The sequence below is a fragment of the Glycomyces lechevalierae genome (assembly GCF_027622945.1).
Lineage (GTDB): Bacteria > Actinomycetota > Actinomycetes > Mycobacteriales > Micromonosporaceae > Glycomyces > Glycomyces rutgersensis.
On sequence record NZ_JAPZVQ010000004.1, the window covers coordinates 244,939 to 264,390 of the forward strand.

General features: G+C 69.1%; 15 protein-coding genes. 7 read left to right on the forward strand and 8 right to left on the reverse strand.

Annotated elements, in window-relative coordinates:
* Position 1: 1 nt before the first annotated feature.
* Entirely contained in the window at positions 2–1,006 is a 1,005-nt protein-coding gene (locus tag O2L01_RS09965) for an AAA family ATPase (RefSeq protein ID WP_270121769.1), read from the reverse strand.
* Positions 1,007–1,326: 320 nt separating this feature from the next.
* Here O2L01_RS09965 and leuS point away from each other — a divergent pair, with 320 nt between their 5' ends.
* A complete protein-coding gene (leuS, locus tag O2L01_RS09970; RefSeq protein WP_270121771.1) occupies positions 1,327–4,140 on the forward strand; it encodes a leucine--tRNA ligase in 2,814 nt (937 codons plus the stop codon).
* Between the two features lie 45 nt (positions 4,141–4,185).
* Here leuS and O2L01_RS09975 read toward each other — a convergent pair whose 3' ends face one another.
* Positions 4,186–4,659 carry a hypothetical protein gene (locus O2L01_RS09975; RefSeq protein WP_270121772.1) on the reverse strand — a complete coding sequence of 158 codons (474 nt, stop codon included), beginning with the start codon at positions 4,657–4,659 and terminating at the stop codon, positions 4,186–4,188.
* 215 nt (positions 4,660–4,874) lie between these two features.
* Here O2L01_RS09975 and O2L01_RS09980 point away from each other — a divergent pair, with 215 nt between their 5' ends.
* Positions 4,875–6,296: an endo-1,4-beta-xylanase gene (locus O2L01_RS09980; RefSeq protein WP_270121773.1), complete on the forward strand. Its 1,422-nt coding sequence runs from the start codon at positions 4,875–4,877 to the stop codon at positions 6,294–6,296.
* A gap of 68 nt (positions 6,297–6,364) precedes the next feature.
* On the opposite strand, the gene O2L01_RS09985 is transcribed toward O2L01_RS09980, so the two are convergent.
* Positions 6,365–6,835: a Dps family protein gene (locus O2L01_RS09985; protein WP_270121774.1), complete on the reverse strand. Its 471-nt coding sequence runs from the start codon at positions 6,833–6,835 to the stop codon at positions 6,365–6,367.
* Positions 6,836–7,140: 305 nt separating this feature from the next.
* Between O2L01_RS09985 and O2L01_RS09990 the strand changes: the two genes are divergently transcribed.
* Genes O2L01_RS09990 through xylA form a run of 3 tightly spaced genes read left to right on the forward strand, consistent with a single transcriptional unit; the run spans position 7,141 to position 12,035 of the window.
* A complete protein-coding gene (locus O2L01_RS09990; RefSeq protein ID WP_270121775.1) occupies positions 7,141–9,453 on the forward strand; it encodes a TIM-barrel domain-containing protein in 2,313 nt (770 codons plus the stop codon).
* On the forward strand, positions 9,454–10,848 hold the full coding sequence (xylB, locus tag O2L01_RS09995; RefSeq protein WP_270121776.1) for a xylulokinase: 1,395 nt from the start codon (positions 9,454–9,456) through the stop codon (positions 10,846–10,848). It begins immediately after the preceding gene.
* 14 nt (positions 10,849–10,862) lie between these two features.
* Complete coding sequence (gene xylA, locus O2L01_RS10000; RefSeq protein ID WP_270121777.1) at positions 10,863–12,035, forward strand: xylose isomerase; 1,173 nt, start codon at positions 10,863–10,865, stop codon at positions 12,033–12,035.
* A 263-nt stretch (positions 12,036–12,298) separates the two neighbouring features.
* Here the strand turns inward: xylA and O2L01_RS10005 are convergent, their stop codons facing one another.
* Complete coding sequence (locus O2L01_RS10005; protein WP_270121778.1) at positions 12,299–12,847, reverse strand: GNAT family N-acetyltransferase; 549 nt, start codon at positions 12,845–12,847, stop codon at positions 12,299–12,301.
* 103 nt (positions 12,848–12,950) lie between these two features.
* Positions 12,951–13,439, reverse strand: a complete 489-nt coding sequence (locus O2L01_RS10010) for an Imm1 family immunity protein (protein ID WP_270121779.1) — start codon at positions 13,437–13,439, stop codon at positions 12,951–12,953.
* A 292-nt stretch (positions 13,440–13,731) separates the two neighbouring features.
* On the opposite strand from O2L01_RS10010, the gene O2L01_RS10015 reads away from it, so the two are divergent.
* Positions 13,732–13,887: a hypothetical protein gene (locus O2L01_RS10015; protein ID WP_270121780.1), complete on the forward strand. Its 156-nt coding sequence runs from the start codon at positions 13,732–13,734 to the stop codon at positions 13,885–13,887.
* A gap of 54 nt (positions 13,888–13,941) precedes the next feature.
* Here O2L01_RS10015 and O2L01_RS10020 read toward each other — a convergent pair whose 3' ends face one another.
* The 3 genes from O2L01_RS10020 to O2L01_RS10030 all read right to left on the reverse strand — a co-directional run bounded on the left by O2L01_RS10020 (position 13,942) and on the right by O2L01_RS10030 (position 17,635).
* Entirely contained in the window at positions 13,942–14,883 is a 942-nt protein-coding gene (locus O2L01_RS10020) for a carbohydrate ABC transporter permease (protein ID WP_270121781.1), read from the reverse strand.
* Positions 14,880–15,863: an ABC transporter permease gene (locus tag O2L01_RS10025; RefSeq protein ID WP_270121782.1), complete on the reverse strand. Its 984-nt coding sequence runs from the start codon at positions 15,861–15,863 to the stop codon at positions 14,880–14,882. The genes O2L01_RS10020 and O2L01_RS10025 overlap by 4 nt, the downstream gene beginning before the upstream one ends.
* 86 nt (positions 15,864–15,949) lie before the next feature.
* Positions 15,950–17,635, reverse strand: coding sequence for a type 2 periplasmic-binding domain-containing protein (locus tag O2L01_RS10030; RefSeq protein ID WP_270121783.1), 1,686 nt, complete (start codon positions 17,633–17,635; stop codon positions 15,950–15,952).
* Between the two features lie 295 nt (positions 17,636–17,930).
* Here O2L01_RS10030 and O2L01_RS10035 point away from each other — a divergent pair, with 295 nt between their 5' ends.
* Positions 17,931–19,175, forward strand: a complete 1,245-nt coding sequence (locus O2L01_RS10035; RefSeq protein WP_270121784.1) for an ROK family transcriptional regulator — start codon at positions 17,931–17,933, stop codon at positions 19,173–19,175.
* The last annotated feature ends 277 nt before the right edge of the window (positions 19,176–19,452 follow it).

Here is a 19,452-nt window from a genome sequence, read left to right on the forward strand (position 1 = left end):
CCTAGAACCTCCCCGGGTGGGACACCACCGGGACGTGCCGGAGGATGTCCGAGACGATCGCCTTCGTGTCGCCGCCGCCCATCGTCGTCTCCGTGGTCGGGATGAGCCGGTGCGCGAGCACGGGCACCGCCAACTGCTGCACGTCGTCAGGGAGCGCGAAATCGCGCCCGTCCATCGCCGCGAGCACCTGCGTGCACCGCAGCAGCTGCAGCGTCGCGCGCGGGCTCGCGCCCAGGCGGACCTGCGCGTTCGTGCGCGTGGCGGCCACCAGGTCGACCACGTACCGCTTCAGCTCCGGCGCCAGGTGCACCGCGCGCGCGGCCGCGATCATCCGCACGATCATCTCCGCGTCGGCCACCGGCCGCAGCGCGTCGAGCGGGTTGTACTCCTCGCGGCGGTCCAGCAGCGCCAGCTCCGCGTTGATGTCCGGGTACCCGATCGCCAGGCGCGCGGCGAACCGGTCGCGCTGCGCCTCGGGCAGCGGGTAGGTGCCCTCCATCTCCACCGGGTTCTGGGTGGCGATGACCATGAACGGGCTGCGCAGCTTGTACGTGTTCCCGTCGACCGTGACCTGCCGCTCCTCCATGCACTCCAGGAGCGCGGACTGCGTCTTGGGGCTGGCCCGGTTGATCTCGTCGCCGAGGATCAGGTTCCCGAAGATCGCGCCCGGCTTGAACACGAAGTCGCGCTTCTCCGGGTCGAAGATGCTCACCCCGGTCACGTCCGAGGGCAGGAGGTCCGGCGTGAACTGGATGCGCCGCACCGAGCAGTCGACCGAGCGGGCCAGGGCCTTCGCCAGCTGGGTCTTGCCGACCCCCGGCACGTCCTCCAGCAGCAGGTGGCCCTCCGCGAGCATCACCGCGAGCGCGAGCTTGATCGTGTGGGACTTGCCCTCGATCACCCACTCGACGTTCGTGAGGATGCCCTCCGCCGTCGCCTTGAACTCCTGGGGGGAGAGCGGCGCGGGTGCCTGCGGCGGCTGGCCTGGGGACGACTCGAAGGTCAATGGTCCTCCCGGGAAAGTCAGTGGATTGCGCGACCTGACACGCCGTCCCGCGTTACGGTCGCCTGTCCGCCATCCTACTCGGACGCGCCCAGCGCCTATGTCACGCGCCACCGGACCCCGCCTCCGCTACACTGGGTGGCATGTCCCGGCGTTCCGCGCTCCTTAGATAGCCGTGTTGGAGAGAACCAGCACGGCCACCCCTGCATGCCAGGGGTTTTTTGCTGCCCGTGCCAATTTACGGCTCGCAAGCAGCGCCGAGGAGGGTCAACCCGGAAGCCGCAGCCCGAACCCAGAGCCATCACAGGACCACAGGACGAGTCATGACCGAACCCGCACACCGCTACGACGCCAAGCTGGCCAACCGGATCGAACCGCGCTGGCAGGAGCGCTGGGAGGCCGAGCAGACCTTCCGCGCCCCCAACCCGACCGGGTCCCTGGCCGAGCCGGGCCACCCGCGCGCCGGGGCGCCCAAGAAGTTCGTGATGGACATGTTCCCCTACCCCTCCGGGGCCGGGCTGCACGTGGGCCACCCGCTGGGCTACATCGCCACCGACGCGTACTCGCGCTACCTGCGGATGGCCGGGTTCAACGTCCTGCACCCGCTGGGTTTCGACGCGTTCGGCCTGCCCACCGAGCAGTACGCGATCGCCACGGGCCGCCAGCCCGCCGAGATCACCGCCGAGAACATCGAGCGGTACCGGCGCCAGCTGCGCCTGGTCGGCATGGGCTACGACAACCGCCGCGAGTTCGCCACCACCGACCCGGACTACTTCAAGTGGACCCAGTGGATCTTCCTGCAGATCTTCAACTCCTGGTACGACACCGACGCCGACAGGGCGCGCCCGATCGACGAGCTGATCGCCGCCTTCGAGTCCGGTGAGCGCCCGACTCCCGACGGCCGCCCGTGGTCCGAACTGGGCGCGGTCGAGCGCCGCCGTGTCATCGACGGCCACCGCCTGGCCTACGTGACCGAGGCGCCCGTCAACTGGTGCCCCGGTCTGGGCACCGTGCTGTCCAATGAGGAGGTCACCTCCGAGGGCCGCTCCGAGCGCGGCAACTTCCCGGTCTACACGCGCACCCTGAAGCAGTGGATGATGCGCATCACCTCCTACGCCGACCGCCTGCTGGCCGATCTGGACGGACTGGACTGGACCGAGTCCCTGAAGTCCATGCAGCGCAACTGGATCGGCAAGTCAACCGGCGCGTTCGTCGACTTCGCGACCTACGCCGGCGACATCCGCGTCTTCACCACCCGCCCCGACACCCTGTTCGGCGCCACCTACATGGTCCTGGCCCCCGAGCACCCCCTGGTCGAGGCCCTGACCGCCGAATCCTGGCCCGCCGGCGTCCCCGCCTCCTGGACCGGCGGGCACGAGACCCCCGCCGCGGCCGTCGCCGCCTACCGCGCCCAGGCCGCCGCCAAGACCGACGTCGAGCGCCAGGCCGACGCCAAGGAGAAGACCGGCGTCTTCACCGGCGGCTACGCCACCAACCCCGTCAACGGCGAGAACGTGCCGGTCTTCATCGCCGACTACGTCCTGGCCGGCTACGGCACCGGCGCCATCATGGCCGTCCCCGCCCACGACGAGCGCGACTTCGACTTCGCCACCGCCTTCGAGATCCCCATCGTCCAGGTCATCGCCGGGAACGGCGAGTGGGACCGCGAGGCCGCCTTCACCGCCGACGGCACCGCCGTCAACTCCGGCTTCCTGGACGGCCTGAACGTCACCGACGCCAAGGCCCGCATGATCGACTGGCTGGTCGAGCACGGCCGCGGCGAAGGCGCCACCACCTTCCGCCTGCGCGACTGGCTGTTCAGCCGCCAGCGCTACTGGGGCGAGCCCTTCCCGATCGTCTACGACGAGACCGGCCTGCCCGTCGCCCTGGGCGACGAGCACCTGCCCGTCGAACTGCCGCAGATGGACGACTTCTCGCCCAAGACCTTCGACCCCGAGGACGCCGACTCCGCCCCCGAGCCGCCCCTGGGACGCGCCAAGGACTGGGTCGAGGTCGAACTGGACCTGGGCGACGGGCCCAAGACCTACACCCGCGAGCTGAACACCATGCCCAACTGGGCCGGCTCCTCCTGGTACGAACTGCGCTACACCGACCCGAAGGCCGCCGCGAAGCTGGCCGACCCCGCCAACGAGTCCTACTGGATGGGCCCGCAGGACGCCGAGGACGTCGGCGGCGTCGACCTGTACATCGGCGGCGTCGAGCACGCCGTCCTGCACCTGCTGTACGCCCGCTTCTGGCAGAAGGTCCTGTTCGACCTGGGCCACGTCTCCAGCCGCGAGCCCTTCCGCCGCCTGTTCAACCAGGGCTACATCCAGGCCTACGCCTACACCGACGACCGCGGCGTCTACGTCCCGGCCGAAGAGGTCGAGGAGGAGTCCGAAGGCGTCTACACCTACAAGGGCGCCAAGGTCGACCGCGAGTACGGCAAGATGGGCAAGTCCCTGAAGAACGTCGTCACCCCCGACGAGGTCTGCGAGTCCTACGGCGCCGACACCTTCCGCGTCTACGAGATGTCGATGGGCCCCCTGGCCGACTCCAAGCCCTGGGAGACCCGCGCCATCGTCGGCTCCCAGCGGTTCCTGCAGCGCCTGTGGCGCAACATCGTCGACGAGGAGACCGGCGAGGTCAACGTCAGCGACGTCGCGCCCGAACCGGCCACCCTGCGCGAGCTGCACAAGGCCATCGCCGGCGTCCGCGAGGACTACGAGAACCTGCGCATGAACACCGCAGTGGCCAAGCTGATCACGCTGAACAACCACCTGACCGGCCTGAACCCGGTCCCGCGCGAGGCCGCCGAGGCCCTGGTCGCCATGGTCGCCCCGATCGCCCCGCACATCGCCGAGGAGCTGTGGGAGCGACTGGGCCACGAGGGCGGCATCGCCTATGTGGACTTCCCCGTCGCCGACGAGCGCCACCTGGTCGAGGACACCGTCACCTACCCGGTGCAGATCAACGGCAAGGTCCGCGGCCGCATCGAGGTCGCCGCGGGCGCCGACGAGGAGGCCGTGAAGGCCGCCGCGCTGGAGGAGGAGAAGGTCGCCGCGAACCTGGCCGGCAAGGACGTCAAGAAGGTCATCGTGGTGGCGGGCAAGATGGTCTCGATCGTCGCCAAGTAGTCCCCTGAGCTGAGGGCGGGTCCGGGGTTCCGGGCCCGCCCTTCGTCATGCCTCGGGCCGGGGCGCGCCGCCGCCCAGGTACGTGTACGCCGCGGCCTTCTCGTTGTGCAGCAGGAAGAGCAGCGCGAGGCTCAGGGCCAGGGCGAGGTAGGTGGCGAGGACGGCCCCGGCGTCGAGGCCGAAGCTGGTCGGGACTGGCGCGAGGCTGATCCCGACGGCCGCCGGGACGTAGTAGAAGCAGCCGATCACGCAGAGCGCGATCTCGAGCGAGCGCGCCCAGTTCCGGCGCGCGGCGATGCACACCGCCATGACCACATTGGTCAGCGCGGCGAAGCCGGTGCCGGCCAGCAGCCCCAGGACCAGGTGCGGGCCGGGCTCGGGGAGCTGGTCGCCGACGATCAGCAGCAGCGTGGCCTGGAACGCCAGGGACAGGATGTTGCAGCAGATGAGCGCGAGTGCGGCGAGGATCTGCCAAGGGATCGGGTGGTGGTAAGCGGGTTTCGTCTGGAGGGGGTCCATACAGGCATGATACCAATTCTCGTCAGTTTGACGAGTATTTTTCTCGTCATATTGACGAATATTTGGCACGGCGGCTCCCGCGTCCTGGTATTGACCATCATCTATGCATTCGCTAGGCTGTGCTCACCTGATTGGGAGCGCTCCGCTCCCGCTCGGCCCCATCCTTCGAACAGCCTCGTTCCCTCACGGCGCGGCACCACCTTGAGGAGCAAACCGTGCTGCATTCCCGTCAACGCCGACGCGCCCTGATCGCGGGGGTCGTCACCCTCGCGACGGCGGCGCTCGGCATCGGGCTCTCGACCCAGTTCGCGGGCGCCCAGTCGACCACCCTGCGCGGCGCCGCCGACGCCATCGGCAAGGACATCGGCGTCGCAGTGGACGTCAACAAACTCCAGAACAACGCGCAGTACCGCAACCTCATCGCCACCGAGTTCAACTCCCTCACCGCCGAGAACGCGATGAAGTGGGACGCGACCGAACCGCAGGACGGCAACTACACCTTCTCCCAGGCCGACACCCTCGTGAACTTCGCGGAGGACAACGGCCAGTCCGTCCACGGGCACACCTTCGTGTGGCACGCTCAGACCCCAAGCTGGGTGCAGGGCCTCAATGCCACGGCCATGCGTTCGGCCATGGTGGACCACATCAACACCGTCGCGAACCGCTACGAGGGCCGGGTCGACTCCTGGGACGTCGTGAACGAGGTCGTCAGCGACAACAACGGCGCCATGCGGGACTCGTTCTGGCTGCGCACCATGGGCGAGGGGTACATCACCACCGCGTTCCAGACCGCCCGCGCGGCCGACCCGAACGCCGACCTCTACATCAACGACTACTCGATCGAGGGCGACAACGCCAAGTCCGACACGATCTACCGGATCGCGCAGGGCCTGAAGTCGCAGAACATCCTCGACGGCGTCGGCTTCCAGTCCCACCTCATCCTCGGCCAGGTGCCCTCCACCATGGAGGCGAACCTCCAGCGCTTCGTGGACCTGGGCCTGAAGGTGCGCATCACCGAGCTGGACATCCGGCTCAACACGCCGGCCGACGCCAATGAACTGGCGCAGCAGGCGGAGGACTACCGGCGCGTGACCGAGATCTGCGCCGAACTCGCCGACTGCTCCGGCATCACCGTCTGGGGCCTGCGCGACAACGACTCGTGGGTGCCCGGCACCTTCCCCGGCACCGGTGCGGCGCTGCTCTTCAATGACGACTACTCCAAGAAGCCCGCCTACACCGCCGTGCTGAACGCGCTCGGCGGCGGCGGCACCGGCAACCCGACCACGACCCCGGCCACCTCGGACCCGGCGACCACCTCGGCGCCGCCCACCGGCTCGGGCTGCACGGCGACGCTCTCGGTGTCGAGCCCGTGGAACACCGGCGCGACATACTCGGCCACGGTGAAGGCCAACCAGAACCTGAACGGCTGGAGGGTCGCGTGGACCTGGCCGGGCTCGGAGCGGATCTCCAACGCCTGGAGCGTCACCGGGAGCCTGACCGGGGCGACGGTGAGCGGCGCGAACGAGACGTACAACGGCACGCTCGCGGCCGGCCAGTCGACCACGTTCGGCTTCAACATCACCAAGAACGACGGCTCGACCGCATCGGTGCCGACGGTGACCTGCACACCCGCCTAAGACTCATCTCTTCGCACAGGTGAGGGCTGGGACGCCGCAAGCGTCCCAGCCCTCACCGCTCCGTCGTCTCAGGCCAGTTCGGCCTGGAACATCCAGCTCTGCTTCTCGAGCTCGGCGGTGACGCCGATGAGGAGGTCCTGGGTGACCGGGTCGGCCGACTCGGTGACCTCGATGCGCTCGCGCATGTTGGCGATGATCGCCGTGTAGGCCTCGATGAACAGCGAGACGACCTCGGTGTCGCTGATCTGGCCGTCGTGGATCTTGGGGACCGAGGAGGTCTCCGCGACCGTGGCCGCGCGCCCGTCGGCGCTCACGCCGATGGCGATGGCGCGCTCGGCGACGAGGTCCGTGGCGTTGCGCGCGGACACGACGATCTCGTCGAGCTGGAGGTGGAGCGAGCGGAAGTTCTTGCCGTAGACGTTCCAGTGCGCCTGCTTGCCGACGAGGGAGAGGTCGACGAGGTCGACGAGCGCGCCTTGGAGGGCCTTCGCGGTGGTCTCGCGGTTCTCGTCGGAAAGGCTGGAGCGAACGGTGGACATCTCGGTACCTCGCATCGGGCTGGGCTCATCGGACTGGTGCTCTTGGCGTTGGCCCGCGACGTGAGCTTCGGGCGGTCGCACCGACCAGGGTAGCTTTCCCGCGCCCGCGGTGTGGGCGACTCGGCGCACCGGGCGGATGCGGGCCCCCGGCGCCCCACTGGCCGGACCCGCCTCAGAAAACGGCGGTGTGGAATCTCATCGCCCCCGGTCGCAATTTGTTCGGATAGTCGATAAACTAATGGACGTCGTGCCGACCCAACGGCTCGCGCGCTGTCGTACACACCCTCAACAGGCAGGAGCCTCGAATGCCTTACCGCCCGCCGCTGGTCGCCCGCGAGTTCTTCGTCGCCGACCCCCCGGAGCTTCCCCAGCGAGCCGTCGGCGAGCCGGGTCTGTCCGCCGTCACGAGCGCCGAGGTGGCCGAGACCGGCCCCGCCTCGATCCTGCTGAAGGCCACGACGAACGCGGGGGAGGAGCTGTACATCGGGCTCGCCGCGGTCGCCGAGGGCGTCGTGCGCACCCGCCTCTCCGCCGACCCCGCGGCCCGCCCCGACGCCGAGAAGATCATCGAGCTGGTCCACTCCGGCGCCTACGCCGAGGCGAGCATCGAAGTGGACGGGGACACCGTCGTCGTCGACGCCGGCGCCGTGCGCGCCGTCGCCACCCTCGCCACCTGGTCGCTCAAGTACACCGACGCGGCCGGCAGGACCCTCCTCGTCCAGAACCCCGGCGAGACCGACATCTCGGGCCGCATGCGCTCGCTCCCCTTCGGCCGGTCCCTCGTGGACGGCCAGCCGGTCGCCTACCACGAGTCGTTCACCCCCGGACCGGACGAGGCCTTCGCGGGCTTCGGCGAGCGGTTCGCGCCGCTGAACGCGCGTGGCCAGCGCCCGGTGATGTGGAACTTCGACGCGTTCGGCTCGGAGTCGATCCGCGCGTACAAGAACGTCCCGATCTTCGTCTCCGACCGCGGCTACGGCGTGCTCGTCAACTCCGGCGCGCCCGTCGAGTTCGACATGGCGCAGGCGACCCACTCGGCCGTCGAGTTCGTCGTGCCGGACGCGGTCATGGAGTACTTCGTGCTGGGCGGCGCCCCGGCCGAGGTCCTGGACCGGTTCAACGGCCTGACCTCGCGTCCCTCGCTGCCGCCGAAGTGGGCCTTCGGCACCTGGATCTCCTCGGGCTTCTTCGTGGACACCGCCGAGCGGGTCATGGAGCGCGCCAAGAAGATCCGCGAGCGCGGCATCCCCTGCGACGTGCTGCACCTGGACACGTTCTGGCAGCGCGAGCCGCACTGGTCGGACATGCAGTGGGACGACGAGAGCTTCCCCGACCCGCAGGGCATGCTCGCGGCGCTGGAGGAGCAGGGCTTCAAGGTCTGCCTCTGGATGAACTCGTACATCTCCGCCAAGTCCGCGGTGTTCGCCGAGGGCGACGAGCGCGGCTACTTCCTGAAGAACGCCAAGGGCGAGACCTATGTGGCCGACGTCTGGAACGGCTCGCACGAGGCCAGCGGCATCGTCGACTTCACGAACCCGGACGCGACCGCGTGGTGGAAGGAGCTGCTGCGCGGCCCGCTGCAGGCCGGTGCGGCGCTGTACAAGACCGACTTCGCCGAGGGCGTGCCCGCTGACGCGGTGGCGTTCAACGGCATGAGCGGCACCGAGCTGCACAACGTGTACACGCTCCTCTACAACGACGCGGTGGTCGAGGTGACCCGCGAGGTCAACGGCCACGAGCTGGTCTGGGCGCGTTCGTCGTTCCTGGGCGGGCAGCGCCACTCCGCGCAGTGGTCGGGCGACGTGCAGACCACGTGGAACGGCCTGGGCGGCACCATCCGCGGCGGCCTCTCGCACGGCCTCTCGGGCATCCCGTTCTGGTCGCACGACACCGGCGGCTTCAACGGCACGCCCACGAACGACCTGTACATCCGCTGGGCCCAGTTCGGCGCGCTCTCGCCGCTGCTGCGCTACCACGGCACGACGACCCGCGAGCTGTGGGAGTTCTCCGAGGAGGCCGAGCGCCTCGCGGTGGAGTCGCTGCAGCTGCGGTACTCGCTGATGCCGTACATCTACTCCGCGGCGGTGCACGCCTCGCGGACCGGCGAGCCGGTCCTGCGCGCGCTCAATGTGGACGACCCGGGCGACCCGGTGGCGTGGAACGCCGACCAGGAGTACCGCTTCGGCAAGGACCTCCTCGTCGCGCCGGTGAACGACCCGTCGGGCGAGCGCAAGGTCTACCTGCCCGAGGGCCGGTGGATCGACTTCTGGACCAAGGCGGTCCACGAGGGCGGGCGCTACATCGACACCAAGCACGGCCTGGAGACCTTCCCGGTGTTCGTGCGCTACGGCGCGATCCTCCCGCGCGTCGCGCCGGGCGCGACCATCGGCGACGGCGCGTTCGAGGGCATCACCCTCGAAGTCTGGGGCACTCCGGACCGCGGGATCGTGATCAGCGACGTCGACGGCGACACGACCGTGGACGTCGTTCAGAAGCAGAGCGAAACAGTTTCAGAAACTGTTGTGACCCTGGTGTCGACAGGCCCGGCGGATATCGCTAATGTGAGCGTCGTAGATGTTGCGGGCAAGCCCGCGAACGTGGAGCTGGAGCGTAACTAGATGACCTTGGTGGCCGGAGTCGACTCATCGACGCAGTCGACGAAAGTGTTGTTGGTCGAAGCCGAGACCGGCGAGATCGTCGACTCCGGTCGCGCCTCCCACCCGGACGGGACCGAGTGCCCGCCCGAAGCGTGGTGGGAGGCGCTCCAGGAGGCCGGCAAAGGCCTGCTGGACCGCGCTGAGGCCGTGGCCGTCGCCGGGCAGCAGCACGGCATGGTCGCGCTCGACGCGGACGACCAGGTCGTGCGGCCCGCGCTGCTGTGGAACGACACCCGCTCGGCCCCGCAGGCCGAGCGGCTGACCGCCGAGCACGGCGGCCCCGAAGCCTGGGCCGCCGACACCGGCCTGGTCCTCGCGGCGTCCTTCACCGCCACGAAACTCGCCTGGCTCGCCGAGAACGAGCCCGAAAACGCGGCGAAAACTGTTTCGGTGATGCTCCCGCACGACTGGCTCACCATGAAGCTCCGCGGCGTCACCGCCGCCGAGGCGACGACCGACCGCTCGGACGCCTCCGGCACCGGCTACTGGTCGCCCGCCACGGGCGGCTACGTGCGCGACCGGCTCGTCCAGGCCTTCGGCCGCGACCTCGCGCTCCCGCGCGTCGCCGCCCCGAACGAGATCGTCGGCCGCACCGCCTCCGGCGCGGCGGTCGCGCCCGGCACCGGCGACAACGCCGGCGCCGCGCTCGGCCTCGGCCTCGGGCCCGGCGACGTGGCCGTCTCGCTCGGCACCTCGGGCACCGTCTTCGGCGTCTCCGACGTCCCCGCCGCCGACGCCTCCGGGCTCGTGGCCGGGTTCGCCGACGCCACCGGCCGGTTCCTGCCGCTCGTGTGCACCCTCAACGCCGCCCGCGTCCTCGACACCTTCCGGTCCCTCCTCGGCGTCGACCACGCCGAGTTCGACCGGCTCGCGCTCGCCGCCGAGCCCGGCTCCGGAGGCCTCACCCTCCTGCCGTACCTCGACGGCGAACGGACCCCCAAGCGCCCGGGCGCCACCGGGGTCCTCGCCGGGCTCACGACCGGCGCGACCCGCGAAGACCTCGCCCGCGCCGCCGTCGAAGGCATGCTCTCGGCCCAGGCCGACGGGCTCGCCGCCATGGCCGCCCAAGGACTCACGGCGAAGCGCGTCCTCCTCATCGGCGGCGCGTCCGCCTCCGAGGCCGTGCGCCGCATCGCCCCGAGCGTCTTCGGCGTCGACGTCGAAGTGCCCCCGTCGGCCGAATACGTGGCCCTCGGCGCCGCCAAGCAGGCAGCATGGGCGTTGACGGGCGCCAAGACCCCGCCACAGTGGAAGACAGGCGACACCGCGCGGCTCACCGGCACGGCCGCCGCCAATGTGTCAGAGCAGTACGCGACGCTCCGGGACGAGACCTCGTCCTGGGCCGCACACCAATGAGAAAAGGACAGATCATGACCGACAAGTACGCACCGGTGCCCGAGGACAAGTTCTCCTTCGGCATCTGGACGGTCGGCTGGGCGGCTCAGGACGTCTTCGGCTCGGCCACCCGCGAGGCCATGAGCGCCGACCGCGCCGTGCGCAAGCTCGCCGAGATCGGCGCCTACGGCGTCAACTTCCACGACAACGACGTGTTCGACTTCGACGCCTCCGAAGCCGAGCGCGACGCCAAGGTCGGCGCGTTCCGCAAGGCCCTCGACGAGACCGGCCTCAAGGTCACCACCGCGACCACCAACCTCTTCAGCCACCCGATCTTCAAAGACGGCGGCTTCACCCACAACGACCGCGACGTGCGCCGCTTCGCCATCTCGAAGGTCATGCGCAACATCGACCTCGCCGCCGAGCTCGGCGCCGAGATCTACGTCGCGTGGGGCGGCCGCGAAGGCGCCGAGTACGGCGGCTCCAAGGACATCCAGTCCGCGCTGTCCCGCATGAAGGAAGCCTTCGACACCCTCGGCGCCTACGTCACCGAGCAGGGCTACGACCTCCGCTTCGCCATCGAGCCGAAGCCGAACGAGCCCCGCGGCAACATCCTGCTGCCGACCATCGGCCACGCCCTCGCGTTCATCAACGAGCTCGAGCAGCCCGAGCTGACCGGCCTCAACCCCGAGATCGGGCACGAGGAGATGGCGGGCCTCGACTACGCCGCCGGCATCCGCCAGGCCATGTGGCACGGCAAGCTCTACCACATCGACCTCAACGGCCAGACCGGTCCGCGCTTCGACCAGGACCTGCGCTTCGGCGCCGGCAACGTCGGCGGGGCGTTCTGGACCGTCGACGCGGTCGAAGAGGGCATCGCCAAGGGCCAGTACAACGGCCCCGTGCACTTCGACTTCAAGCCCCCGCGCACCGAGGACGACAACGGCGTGTGGGTCTCGGCCGCCGCCTGCATGCGCAACTACAAGATCCTGCAGGAGAAGGTCCGCGCCTTCCGCGCCGACCCCGAGGTCCAGCAGGCCCTCACGGACGCGCGCGTCGACCAGCTCGCGACCCCCACCTTGGCTGAAGGCGAGACCTGGGCCGACCTGAAGGACGTCAAGGTCGACGTCGACGGCCTCGCCGCCAAGGGCATGGCCTTCGAGCGCCTCGACCAGCTCGCCCTCGAGCACCTCTACGGTGTTCGTTAGGACGCAAGGAAAATGCGATCGGGCCCGGAGCTTCCGCTCCGGGCCCGATCGCTACCCCACACCCATCAATTGGATTCGACTCGCCGTGCGGCGCGTCAACCCTCACGAGGGTATTTACCCATGCACAGAACAGAAGGGGCGGGGGCTCTGCGTTCCACGCGAGAACCATTAGAGGTTCATTGGAACCTCAGCGCCACTCGCCCGTCGTCGGGTCGTACACCGCGGGCGCGTCCGCCTGCGGCGAGCGGGAAGCCTGCGGGGGGCTAGCGCTCCACGGGCGCCGTCGGCGCGGGCGGGTGCTCCGGCTCGGCCAGGACCTTCTGCCAGATGCCCACGCCCACCCACGAACCGTGCTTGAACCCGGCGTCCCGGATGCTGCCCAGCAGCTCGAAACCGAACCGGGTGTGCAGTGCCTCGGAGCCGGGGTTGGGCTGCGAGATCTGGGCCATCACACTGCGGAAGCCCTGCTGCTCAAGGCGTTTCAGCAGTTCGCCGTACAGGAGCGAGCCGATGCCCAGGCCCTGGTGGTCCGGGGAGACGTACACCGTCGACTCCGCCGTCCACGCGTACGCCTGCTTCGGCCGCCACGGGCTCGCGTACGCCAGCCCCGCCACGGCCCCGCCGACCTCCGCCACGAGGTACGGGAAGCGGTCCGCGTTCGCCGTGAACTGCTCCGCCCACTCCTCGGGCTCGTACGGCTCCGTGCGGAAGTTGCTCGTCGACTCGGCGATGTAGTGGTTGAGGATCGCGCTGGCCGCAGGCGCGTCCCCGACCTGCGCGAAGCGCACGGCCACGGCGTCACTGGTGCTCATGACAGCAAAGACTATCCAGTGGCGGGCTCGGTACCGGGCCGCGATCCCGTCAGGCGGTCGATGCCACAAGGGCACTCGCCACGGCGTCTTCACCGCGCCGGCGTCACCAGACCGTGCTCGGCCGCCACATGCAGCCGGACGGACGCAGGCCGCCCGTCGCCCGGAAGTCCTCCACCGCCCGCGCCAGCGTGCTCAGCGCGATGTGCGCGTCCGGCGGGAACGTGCTCTCCGTCGCCATGTCCCGGTACAGCCGCAGGTGAGGGGCTTGCGGCTCGTTCGAGAAGGTGACCCAGGCGCCGGGACCGTAGTCCTCGCCGCCCGGCCCGTAGTAGGCCAGCGCCCCGACCTCCGCGGCCTTGTCCGCGATGATCTTGAGGCCGTGGTCGGGCCGGCCGCCGGGCGCGTAGCCGGGCCGGTCGCGCACGAGCGCGGTCGCGACCTGGAGCAGGTCCGCGGCGACGATCGTGGCCACCGCGGCGGCGACGCCGTCGGGATCCTGGGCGAGGAGCACCTGGGCCCCGTTGTCGCGGGTCTCGAGCCGGAACTCGACGCAGTATCCGGCGATGTGCGCGCCCGCGGGGCCAGGACTCATGGGGGGCTCTCCTTCCGGGTCGCGGGACTCGGCAGTGCGGGACTGGGAATCGTGGTGGTAATCGAGACTGATCGCCATGGCGGACACCGCACCTCACAATCGGGGTTTTGTGAACGACAGTACGTGCGCGATCGGGTCGTATGTTCGATCAGTCGGGAACTTGACAGAAAAGCACTGATAAAGCCCTGATATGCCGTGACAACCTGTTCATGCAAGTAGCAGATTCCACTGGGGAGTCGCCGCGGATCGGACCGGCGCCCCGCGAACCCGCACGGCGCGGCAAGCGGACCGCATGCGAGTGGAACTGCTGGGGCCGTTGCGAGTCCTCGACGAGCACGGGATCGAGGTCGCCGTGCCCGCCGGACGCCGGCGCGCTCTCCTCGCCCTCGACGCCGCCGTCGTCCCGGCCGCCGCCCTCACCGCTGCGTTCTCCGCCCGAGACAACTGAAAGGGCCGCCTCCGCGATGCGGAGACGGCCCTTCTCACCAGGGGGAGCTTTCCATCAGCCCTTGATCGCGCCGGTGATGACGGCCTTGGTGAAGTGCTTCTGGATGAACGGGTACATGATCACGATCGGGATGATCGTGCAGACGACCACGGCCATCTTCAGCGCCGAGTCCGGGGCGGCGGACTGGTACTGGCTCACGTTCGCCGCCGCGCCGGGCAGGCCCTGCGTCGACATGAGCATGCGCTGCAGCACGACCTGGATCGGCTGCGTGTCCAGGCCCGGGATGTACAGCACGGCCGAGAAGTAGATGTTCCAGTAGCCGACCGCGTAGAACAGCGCGATGACCGCGAGGATCGCCTTCGACATCGGCAGCACGATCTTGAACAGGGTGCGGAACTCGCCCGCGCCGTCCATGCGCGCCGCGTCCAGCAGCTCGGTCGGCACGCTGTTCATGAAGAACGAGCGCAGCACGATCAGGTTGAAGGCGCTCAACGCCATCGGCAGGATGATCGACAGGTAGTTGTCGAACAGGCCCAGCTTCTGCACGACCAGGAAGCTCGGGTACAGGCCCGGCGCGAACAGGAACGTGAAGAGCACGAGCATGAGCAGCGGCCGGTGCAGGAGCGAGCCGGGCCGCGAGAGCCCGTACGCCGCACCGATGGTGAGGACCATGCTGAGCGCGGTGCCGCCGACCGTGAGGCCGATCGTCAGGATCAGCGACTTGGTGAGCGCACCGCCGTCGAAGATCTCCTGGTAGGCCGCGAGGCTCACGTCGGTGGGGATGAGCAGCAGGTTGCCGCCGGCGGCCGTCAGCGACTGCTCGCTGGCGAAGCTGGTGGCCACGACCGCCCAGATCGGCAGGACGATGGCCGCGCCGTAGCAGATCAGGAAGAGCGCCTTGACGAGCTTCCCGAGCAGCGACGGCTCCTCGTCCCAGACGGGGCGCGTGTTCTTCCGGGCGCTGCGGGGCTTGATCTTGGTGTCGATGGCGGTCATGACTTCTGGTAGATCCCTTGCTCTCCGAGGCGGTGCGCGACGTTGTTGGCGACGAGGACGAGGATCAGTCCGATCACGCCCTTGAACAGGCCGGCCGCGGTGCCGAAGGACGGGCCCTCGGTGCCGATGACGCTGCGGTAGTAGATGAAGGTGTCGAGCACTTCGGTGGTCTGGTAGCCGATCGCGTCGCGCTGGAGCTGGTACTGCTCGAAGCCGACGGTGAGGATCCCGCCGATGTGGAGGATCAGCAGCAGCACGATCACCGGCCGGATGCCCGGCAGCGTGATGTGCCACATCCGCCGCCAGCGGCTCGCGCCGTCGACGGCCGCCGCCTCGTACAGGCTCGGGTTGATCGACGCCAGGGCGGCCAGGAAGATGATCATGCCCCAGCCGGCGTCCTTCCAGGCCCACTGCAGCCAGGCCAGGAAGAGGAACGTGTCCGGGTTCGACGTGAAGGAGAGCCGGTCGCCGCCGAGGCCGAGCAGCCAGTTGGAGACCAGGCCGTCCGAGCCGAGCGTCTGCACGAAGACCGTGACGACGAGGACCCACGAGAAGAAGTACGGCAGGTACACGATCGACTGGAAGACGCTGCGCACCTTGGTGGAGACCACGCTGTGCATGACCAGCGCGAGGATGATCGACAGCGGGAAGAGGAACAGCAGGTTCGCGAACGAGTACTTCAGCGTGTTCAGCAGCGCCGGCGTGAAGTACGGGTTGGCGAAGAGCCGCTCGAACCAGGCGAAGCCCACCAGGGGGTTGTCCCAGAACGCGCGGTGGGGGCTGTAGTCCATGAACGCGATGATGTTCCAGGCCGAGGGCCAGTAGAAGAACACCGCGAGCTGGGCCATCGCGGGGAGCGTCATGAGCAGGAGCGGCCAGTCGGACCGGAACCGCTGGGCCACGGTCCGCTTGCGCCGGACAATGACGCGGCGTTCCTGCCCCGGGGAGGCCGGGGGCGCTGAAGTCTGGAGAGCTGCCATCGCTTGTGTGAAATCCAGTCGGTGAGTGCCTGTGCGGACGGGAATGGCCGGACCGCGACCAGTGCGGTCGCGGCCCGGCCGGGCGTCTAGCCGTGCAGCTTGTCGTAAGCGGCGGTGTAGTGCTCGCGGGCGGCCTCGCCGCCGTTGTCGAGGAACGTCTGGACCATGTCCGGGATCGTCGACAGTTCGGCGCGGCCGTACGCGATGTCGTTCTGCTGGTCGTTGAGGACCTGGGCGGCGCTCTTGAAGTCCGCCGGGCCCTCGACGCGCATGCCTTCGAAGATGTTGACTTCGGCGAAGTCCTTCAAAGCGGCGTTGTACTCGAAGCGGGCCTGGACCATGTCGGGCGTGCCGGTGATGAACTGCTGCACGTGGCCCGAGATCGTCTTGTGGTTGACGGGGGCCTGGACGACCTTGGCGCCGGACGCGGTGTAGACCGGGACGCCGTCGGGGCCGTAGTTGAAGTCCGTGCCTTCGACGCCGTAGTTGAGCAGCTCGTACTCGGTGGTGCCGAACGGGGCCGACGCGAAGTTGCAGAAGTCGAGGAACTCCTCGACCTGCTCCTTCGAGAGGTCCTTGCGGAGGAACGTCCAACTGTCCACGCTCTGGTTGACGTAGACCAGCGGCTCGCGGCCCTTGGCGGAGAGCGCGCCGAGCGGCGCGATGCTGCCCGTGAGGCCCTCGGCGGCGGCCTGGTCCACGAACCCCTGCCACCAGGAGATGCCGTCGAGCTGGAACAGGATCGTTCCGGCCTTGTGCAGGGCCTGGCCGTCGAGGGTGCCCGACGGGATGTCCGGGTGCACGAGCTTCTCGTCCCAGACGGTGCGGCGGAACTCGAGCCACTCGGTGTACTCGGGGCGCTCGCAGTTGTGGACGAGCTTGCCGTCGATGTACGCCCATCCGTCGGCCGACGCGAGGCCGAACCAGGACGGGGTGAGGTAGTCGAGGCCGCCGAAGGCCCAGCGCCCGCCGGCGTCGTCGGACCAGGCGCGGGCGACCTCGAGCAGTTCCTCCACGGTGGTCGGCATGGCGAGGCCGTCGGCCTCGAGCAGGTCGGTGCGGGCGAACACGGCGTTGCCGGGGCCGCCGGAGAACGAGCCGGGGATGCCGAAGACGCGGGCGGAGTCGGGGTCCTTGGGGTCGGTCGACCAGACCGACTGGCCCCAGGAGGCGGTCGGGAGACCCGCGAGGAGCGGCCAGCGCTCGGAGATGTCGCCCTTGACGATGTCGGTCAGGTCGTAGAAGGTGTTGACCACCGTCTCCTGGAAGTTCGGGTTCGAGCCGGTCATCCACGAGAAGAACATGATGCCGTCGCCGAACTCGTTGGCGTTGAGCCACTGCACGGAGGTCTCGGCGTAGGTCATGCCGTCGGCCTGGCGCAGGTTGACCTGGGTGCCGCCGCAGGCTTCGGTGATGGCCGCGAAGTACGGTTCGCTGGGCGAGGGCGCCTCGCCCCACATCGGGACGGTGATCTCGAAGGTCCCGCTGTTCGAGGGCACGTTCTCGATGGCGGGGACGGGCTCGGGGTAGGTGGTGAAACCTGAGGGGTGGTTCGGCGGCTCGCCGATGAGGTCGGGTTCGACCGGCAGCGGCCATTCCTTGTACTCGGGGAGGAAGTCGAAGCCGGAGGTCTCCTGGGAGCTGCCGGAACCGGTCTCGATGTCGCTGCACGCGGCGATGACGGGAAGGCCCGCTGCACCGGCGATCCCGAGGCCCGCCGCCTTGAACAGGGAGCGGCGCCGGAAGATCGACCCGTCTGAGGGAGTAGCCACGATGCTGTCCTTTCGGTCGTACTGCACTGTGAGGGTCTTATGGGGGGTCTGGCCGATAATTAGTTCGGCTATTCGATAAACTAAAGTAGCGCAGGGGTGACACCTGGCACAAGCCGGGGGTCAGGCGAAACGGACGCGGATTGATCACGATTCGGGAACGGCCCTTGTGGTGAATCGCTTCGCTGCGCAACCGTCAGGGACCGGCCGACGACCCCTTGTCGCGATCCACGACAATTCCAGACGGGCGACTCACAAGCGTCGCCGAAGGGGTCCGGCACACGCACAGGAGGAACACATGGCGATGCGCATAGCGTCGAAGTCGGCCGGGACCGTCGGCGAGGAGGCGCAGGGAAGGGCCAAGCGCGCCGACTTCACCGACGTGCGGGCCAACAACCTCGGCTTCGTGCTGCGCCAGGTCCGCGCCGAAGGGCGTTGCTCCCGTGCGGATCTCGCTGCGAAGACCGGGCTCAACAAGGCCACCGTCTCCTCACTCGTGGCCGAGCTCATCGAGCGCCGCGTCCTGCGCGAGTCCGGTTCGGTCATCGGCAACATCGGCCGCCCCGCGGTCCTCCTCAGCGTCGACACCGGCTACTACGCCTCGCTCGGCGTCGAGGTCAATGTGGACTACATGACGCTCGTCGCCGTCGACCTCGCCGGCAACCGCCTCCTCTCGTGGCGCCGCGCCCACGACGGCGCCGGGTCGACCTCCGGCCGCTCCGTCTCCGCCCTCGCGGGCCTCGCCAAGCGCGCCGTCGACAAGATGGACGCCGAAGGCCGCCAGATCCTCGGCCTCGCCGTCGCCGTCCCGGGCATGATCGACAACGCCGGCGTCGTCCAGCGCGCCCCCATGCTCGGCTGGGAGGAGTTCGACCTCACCGGCCGCCTGCGCCAGGCCATGCGCGACCCCAAGTACGCCGTGACCGCCGACAACGACGCCAACCTCGGCGCCGTCGCCGAGCAGCGCTTCGGCTCCTGGGCCGGAGTGTCCAACATGATCTACCTGACCGGTGAGATCGGACTCGGCGCCGGCCTCATCGTCGACGGCGAACTGCGCCGCGGCGCAACGGGATTCGCCGGCGAGATCGGCAACCTCCTCATCGACGTGGACGGCCGCGTCGGCCGCGTCGAGGACATGGCCGGCATCAGCGCCGTCCTCAAGGCACTGTCCGAATCGGACGACATCGCGGGCGCCGAAGTCGAGGCCGAGGTCGAGGACGTGGTCACCCGCGCCCGCGCCGAGGAGCCCCGCGTGCTCGAGGCCCTGGACCGCATCGGCCGCTCGCTCGGTGCGGGCATCGCGCTGGCCGTCGACCTGCTCAACCCCGAGGCCGTCGTCCTCGGCGGCCACTACCACGCGCTGAGCCCCTGGATCGGCCCGGCGGCCGAGCGCGAGCTCGCCGCGCGCACGCACGCCTCGGGCGCGGGGGGCACCGAGATCGTCGTCTCGACCCTCGGCCACGAGGCGCCCGCTTTGGGAGCGGCCACGGGCATCCTGAACGACATCGACGCAGGGAAGATGCCCACGCCCCTGGGTTCATAAGTGCAGTGCTCATGACCGCTGAGCTCACAGCCTCTGTTTCACGATTGTTACCGCGTCTGTTCCCGCAGGTCAAAGGCTTGCGGAACGGTCGAAACCCGTCAATTGCGTACGTTGTCGCCCTCCACCTGCCTTGACTTGCGTCACTGCCACGGTGTAGAAATCTTGCATCCTCAATCGAAGCGCTTCGACAAGACAATTTCCAGTTTCCGATCACGGACGTAATGCCCTGATCATCGAAGCGCTTCGACGGACCCTCACACGACAGCGACGTCCAAGC

Coding starts and splice junctions, on each gene's coding strand:
- leuS (WP_270121771.1), top strand. CDS start 1,327: ATGACCGAACCCGCACACCGCTACGACGCCAAGCTGGCCAACCGGATC.
- O2L01_RS09975 (WP_270121772.1), bottom strand. CDS start 4,659: ATGGACCCCCTCCAGACGAAACCCGCTTACCACCACCCGATCCCTTGG.
- O2L01_RS09985 (WP_270121774.1), bottom strand. CDS start 6,835: ATGTCCACCGTTCGCTCCAGCCTTTCCGACGAGAACCGCGAGACCACC.
- O2L01_RS09990 (WP_270121775.1), top strand. CDS start 7,141: ATGCCTTACCGCCCGCCGCTGGTCGCCCGCGAGTTCTTCGTCGCCGAC.
- xylB (WP_270121776.1), top strand. CDS start 9,454: ATGACCTTGGTGGCCGGAGTCGACTCATCGACGCAGTCGACGAAAGTG.
- xylA (WP_270121777.1), top strand. CDS start 10,863: ATGACCGACAAGTACGCACCGGTGCCCGAGGACAAGTTCTCCTTCGGC.
- O2L01_RS10005 (WP_270121778.1), bottom strand. CDS start 12,847: ATGAGCACCAGTGACGCCGTGGCCGTGCGCTTCGCGCAGGTCGGGGAC.
- O2L01_RS10010 (WP_270121779.1), bottom strand. CDS start 13,439: ATGAGTCCTGGCCCCGCGGGCGCGCACATCGCCGGATACTGCGTCGAG.
- O2L01_RS10015 (WP_270121780.1), top strand. CDS start 13,732: ATGCGAGTGGAACTGCTGGGGCCGTTGCGAGTCCTCGACGAGCACGGG.
- O2L01_RS10020 (WP_270121781.1), bottom strand. CDS start 14,883: ATGACCGCCATCGACACCAAGATCAAGCCCCGCAGCGCCCGGAAGAAC.
- O2L01_RS10025 (WP_270121782.1), bottom strand. CDS start 15,863: ATGGCAGCTCTCCAGACTTCAGCGCCCCCGGCCTCCCCGGGGCAGGAA.
- O2L01_RS10035 (WP_270121784.1), top strand. CDS start 17,931: ATGGCGATGCGCATAGCGTCGAAGTCGGCCGGGACCGTCGGCGAGGAG.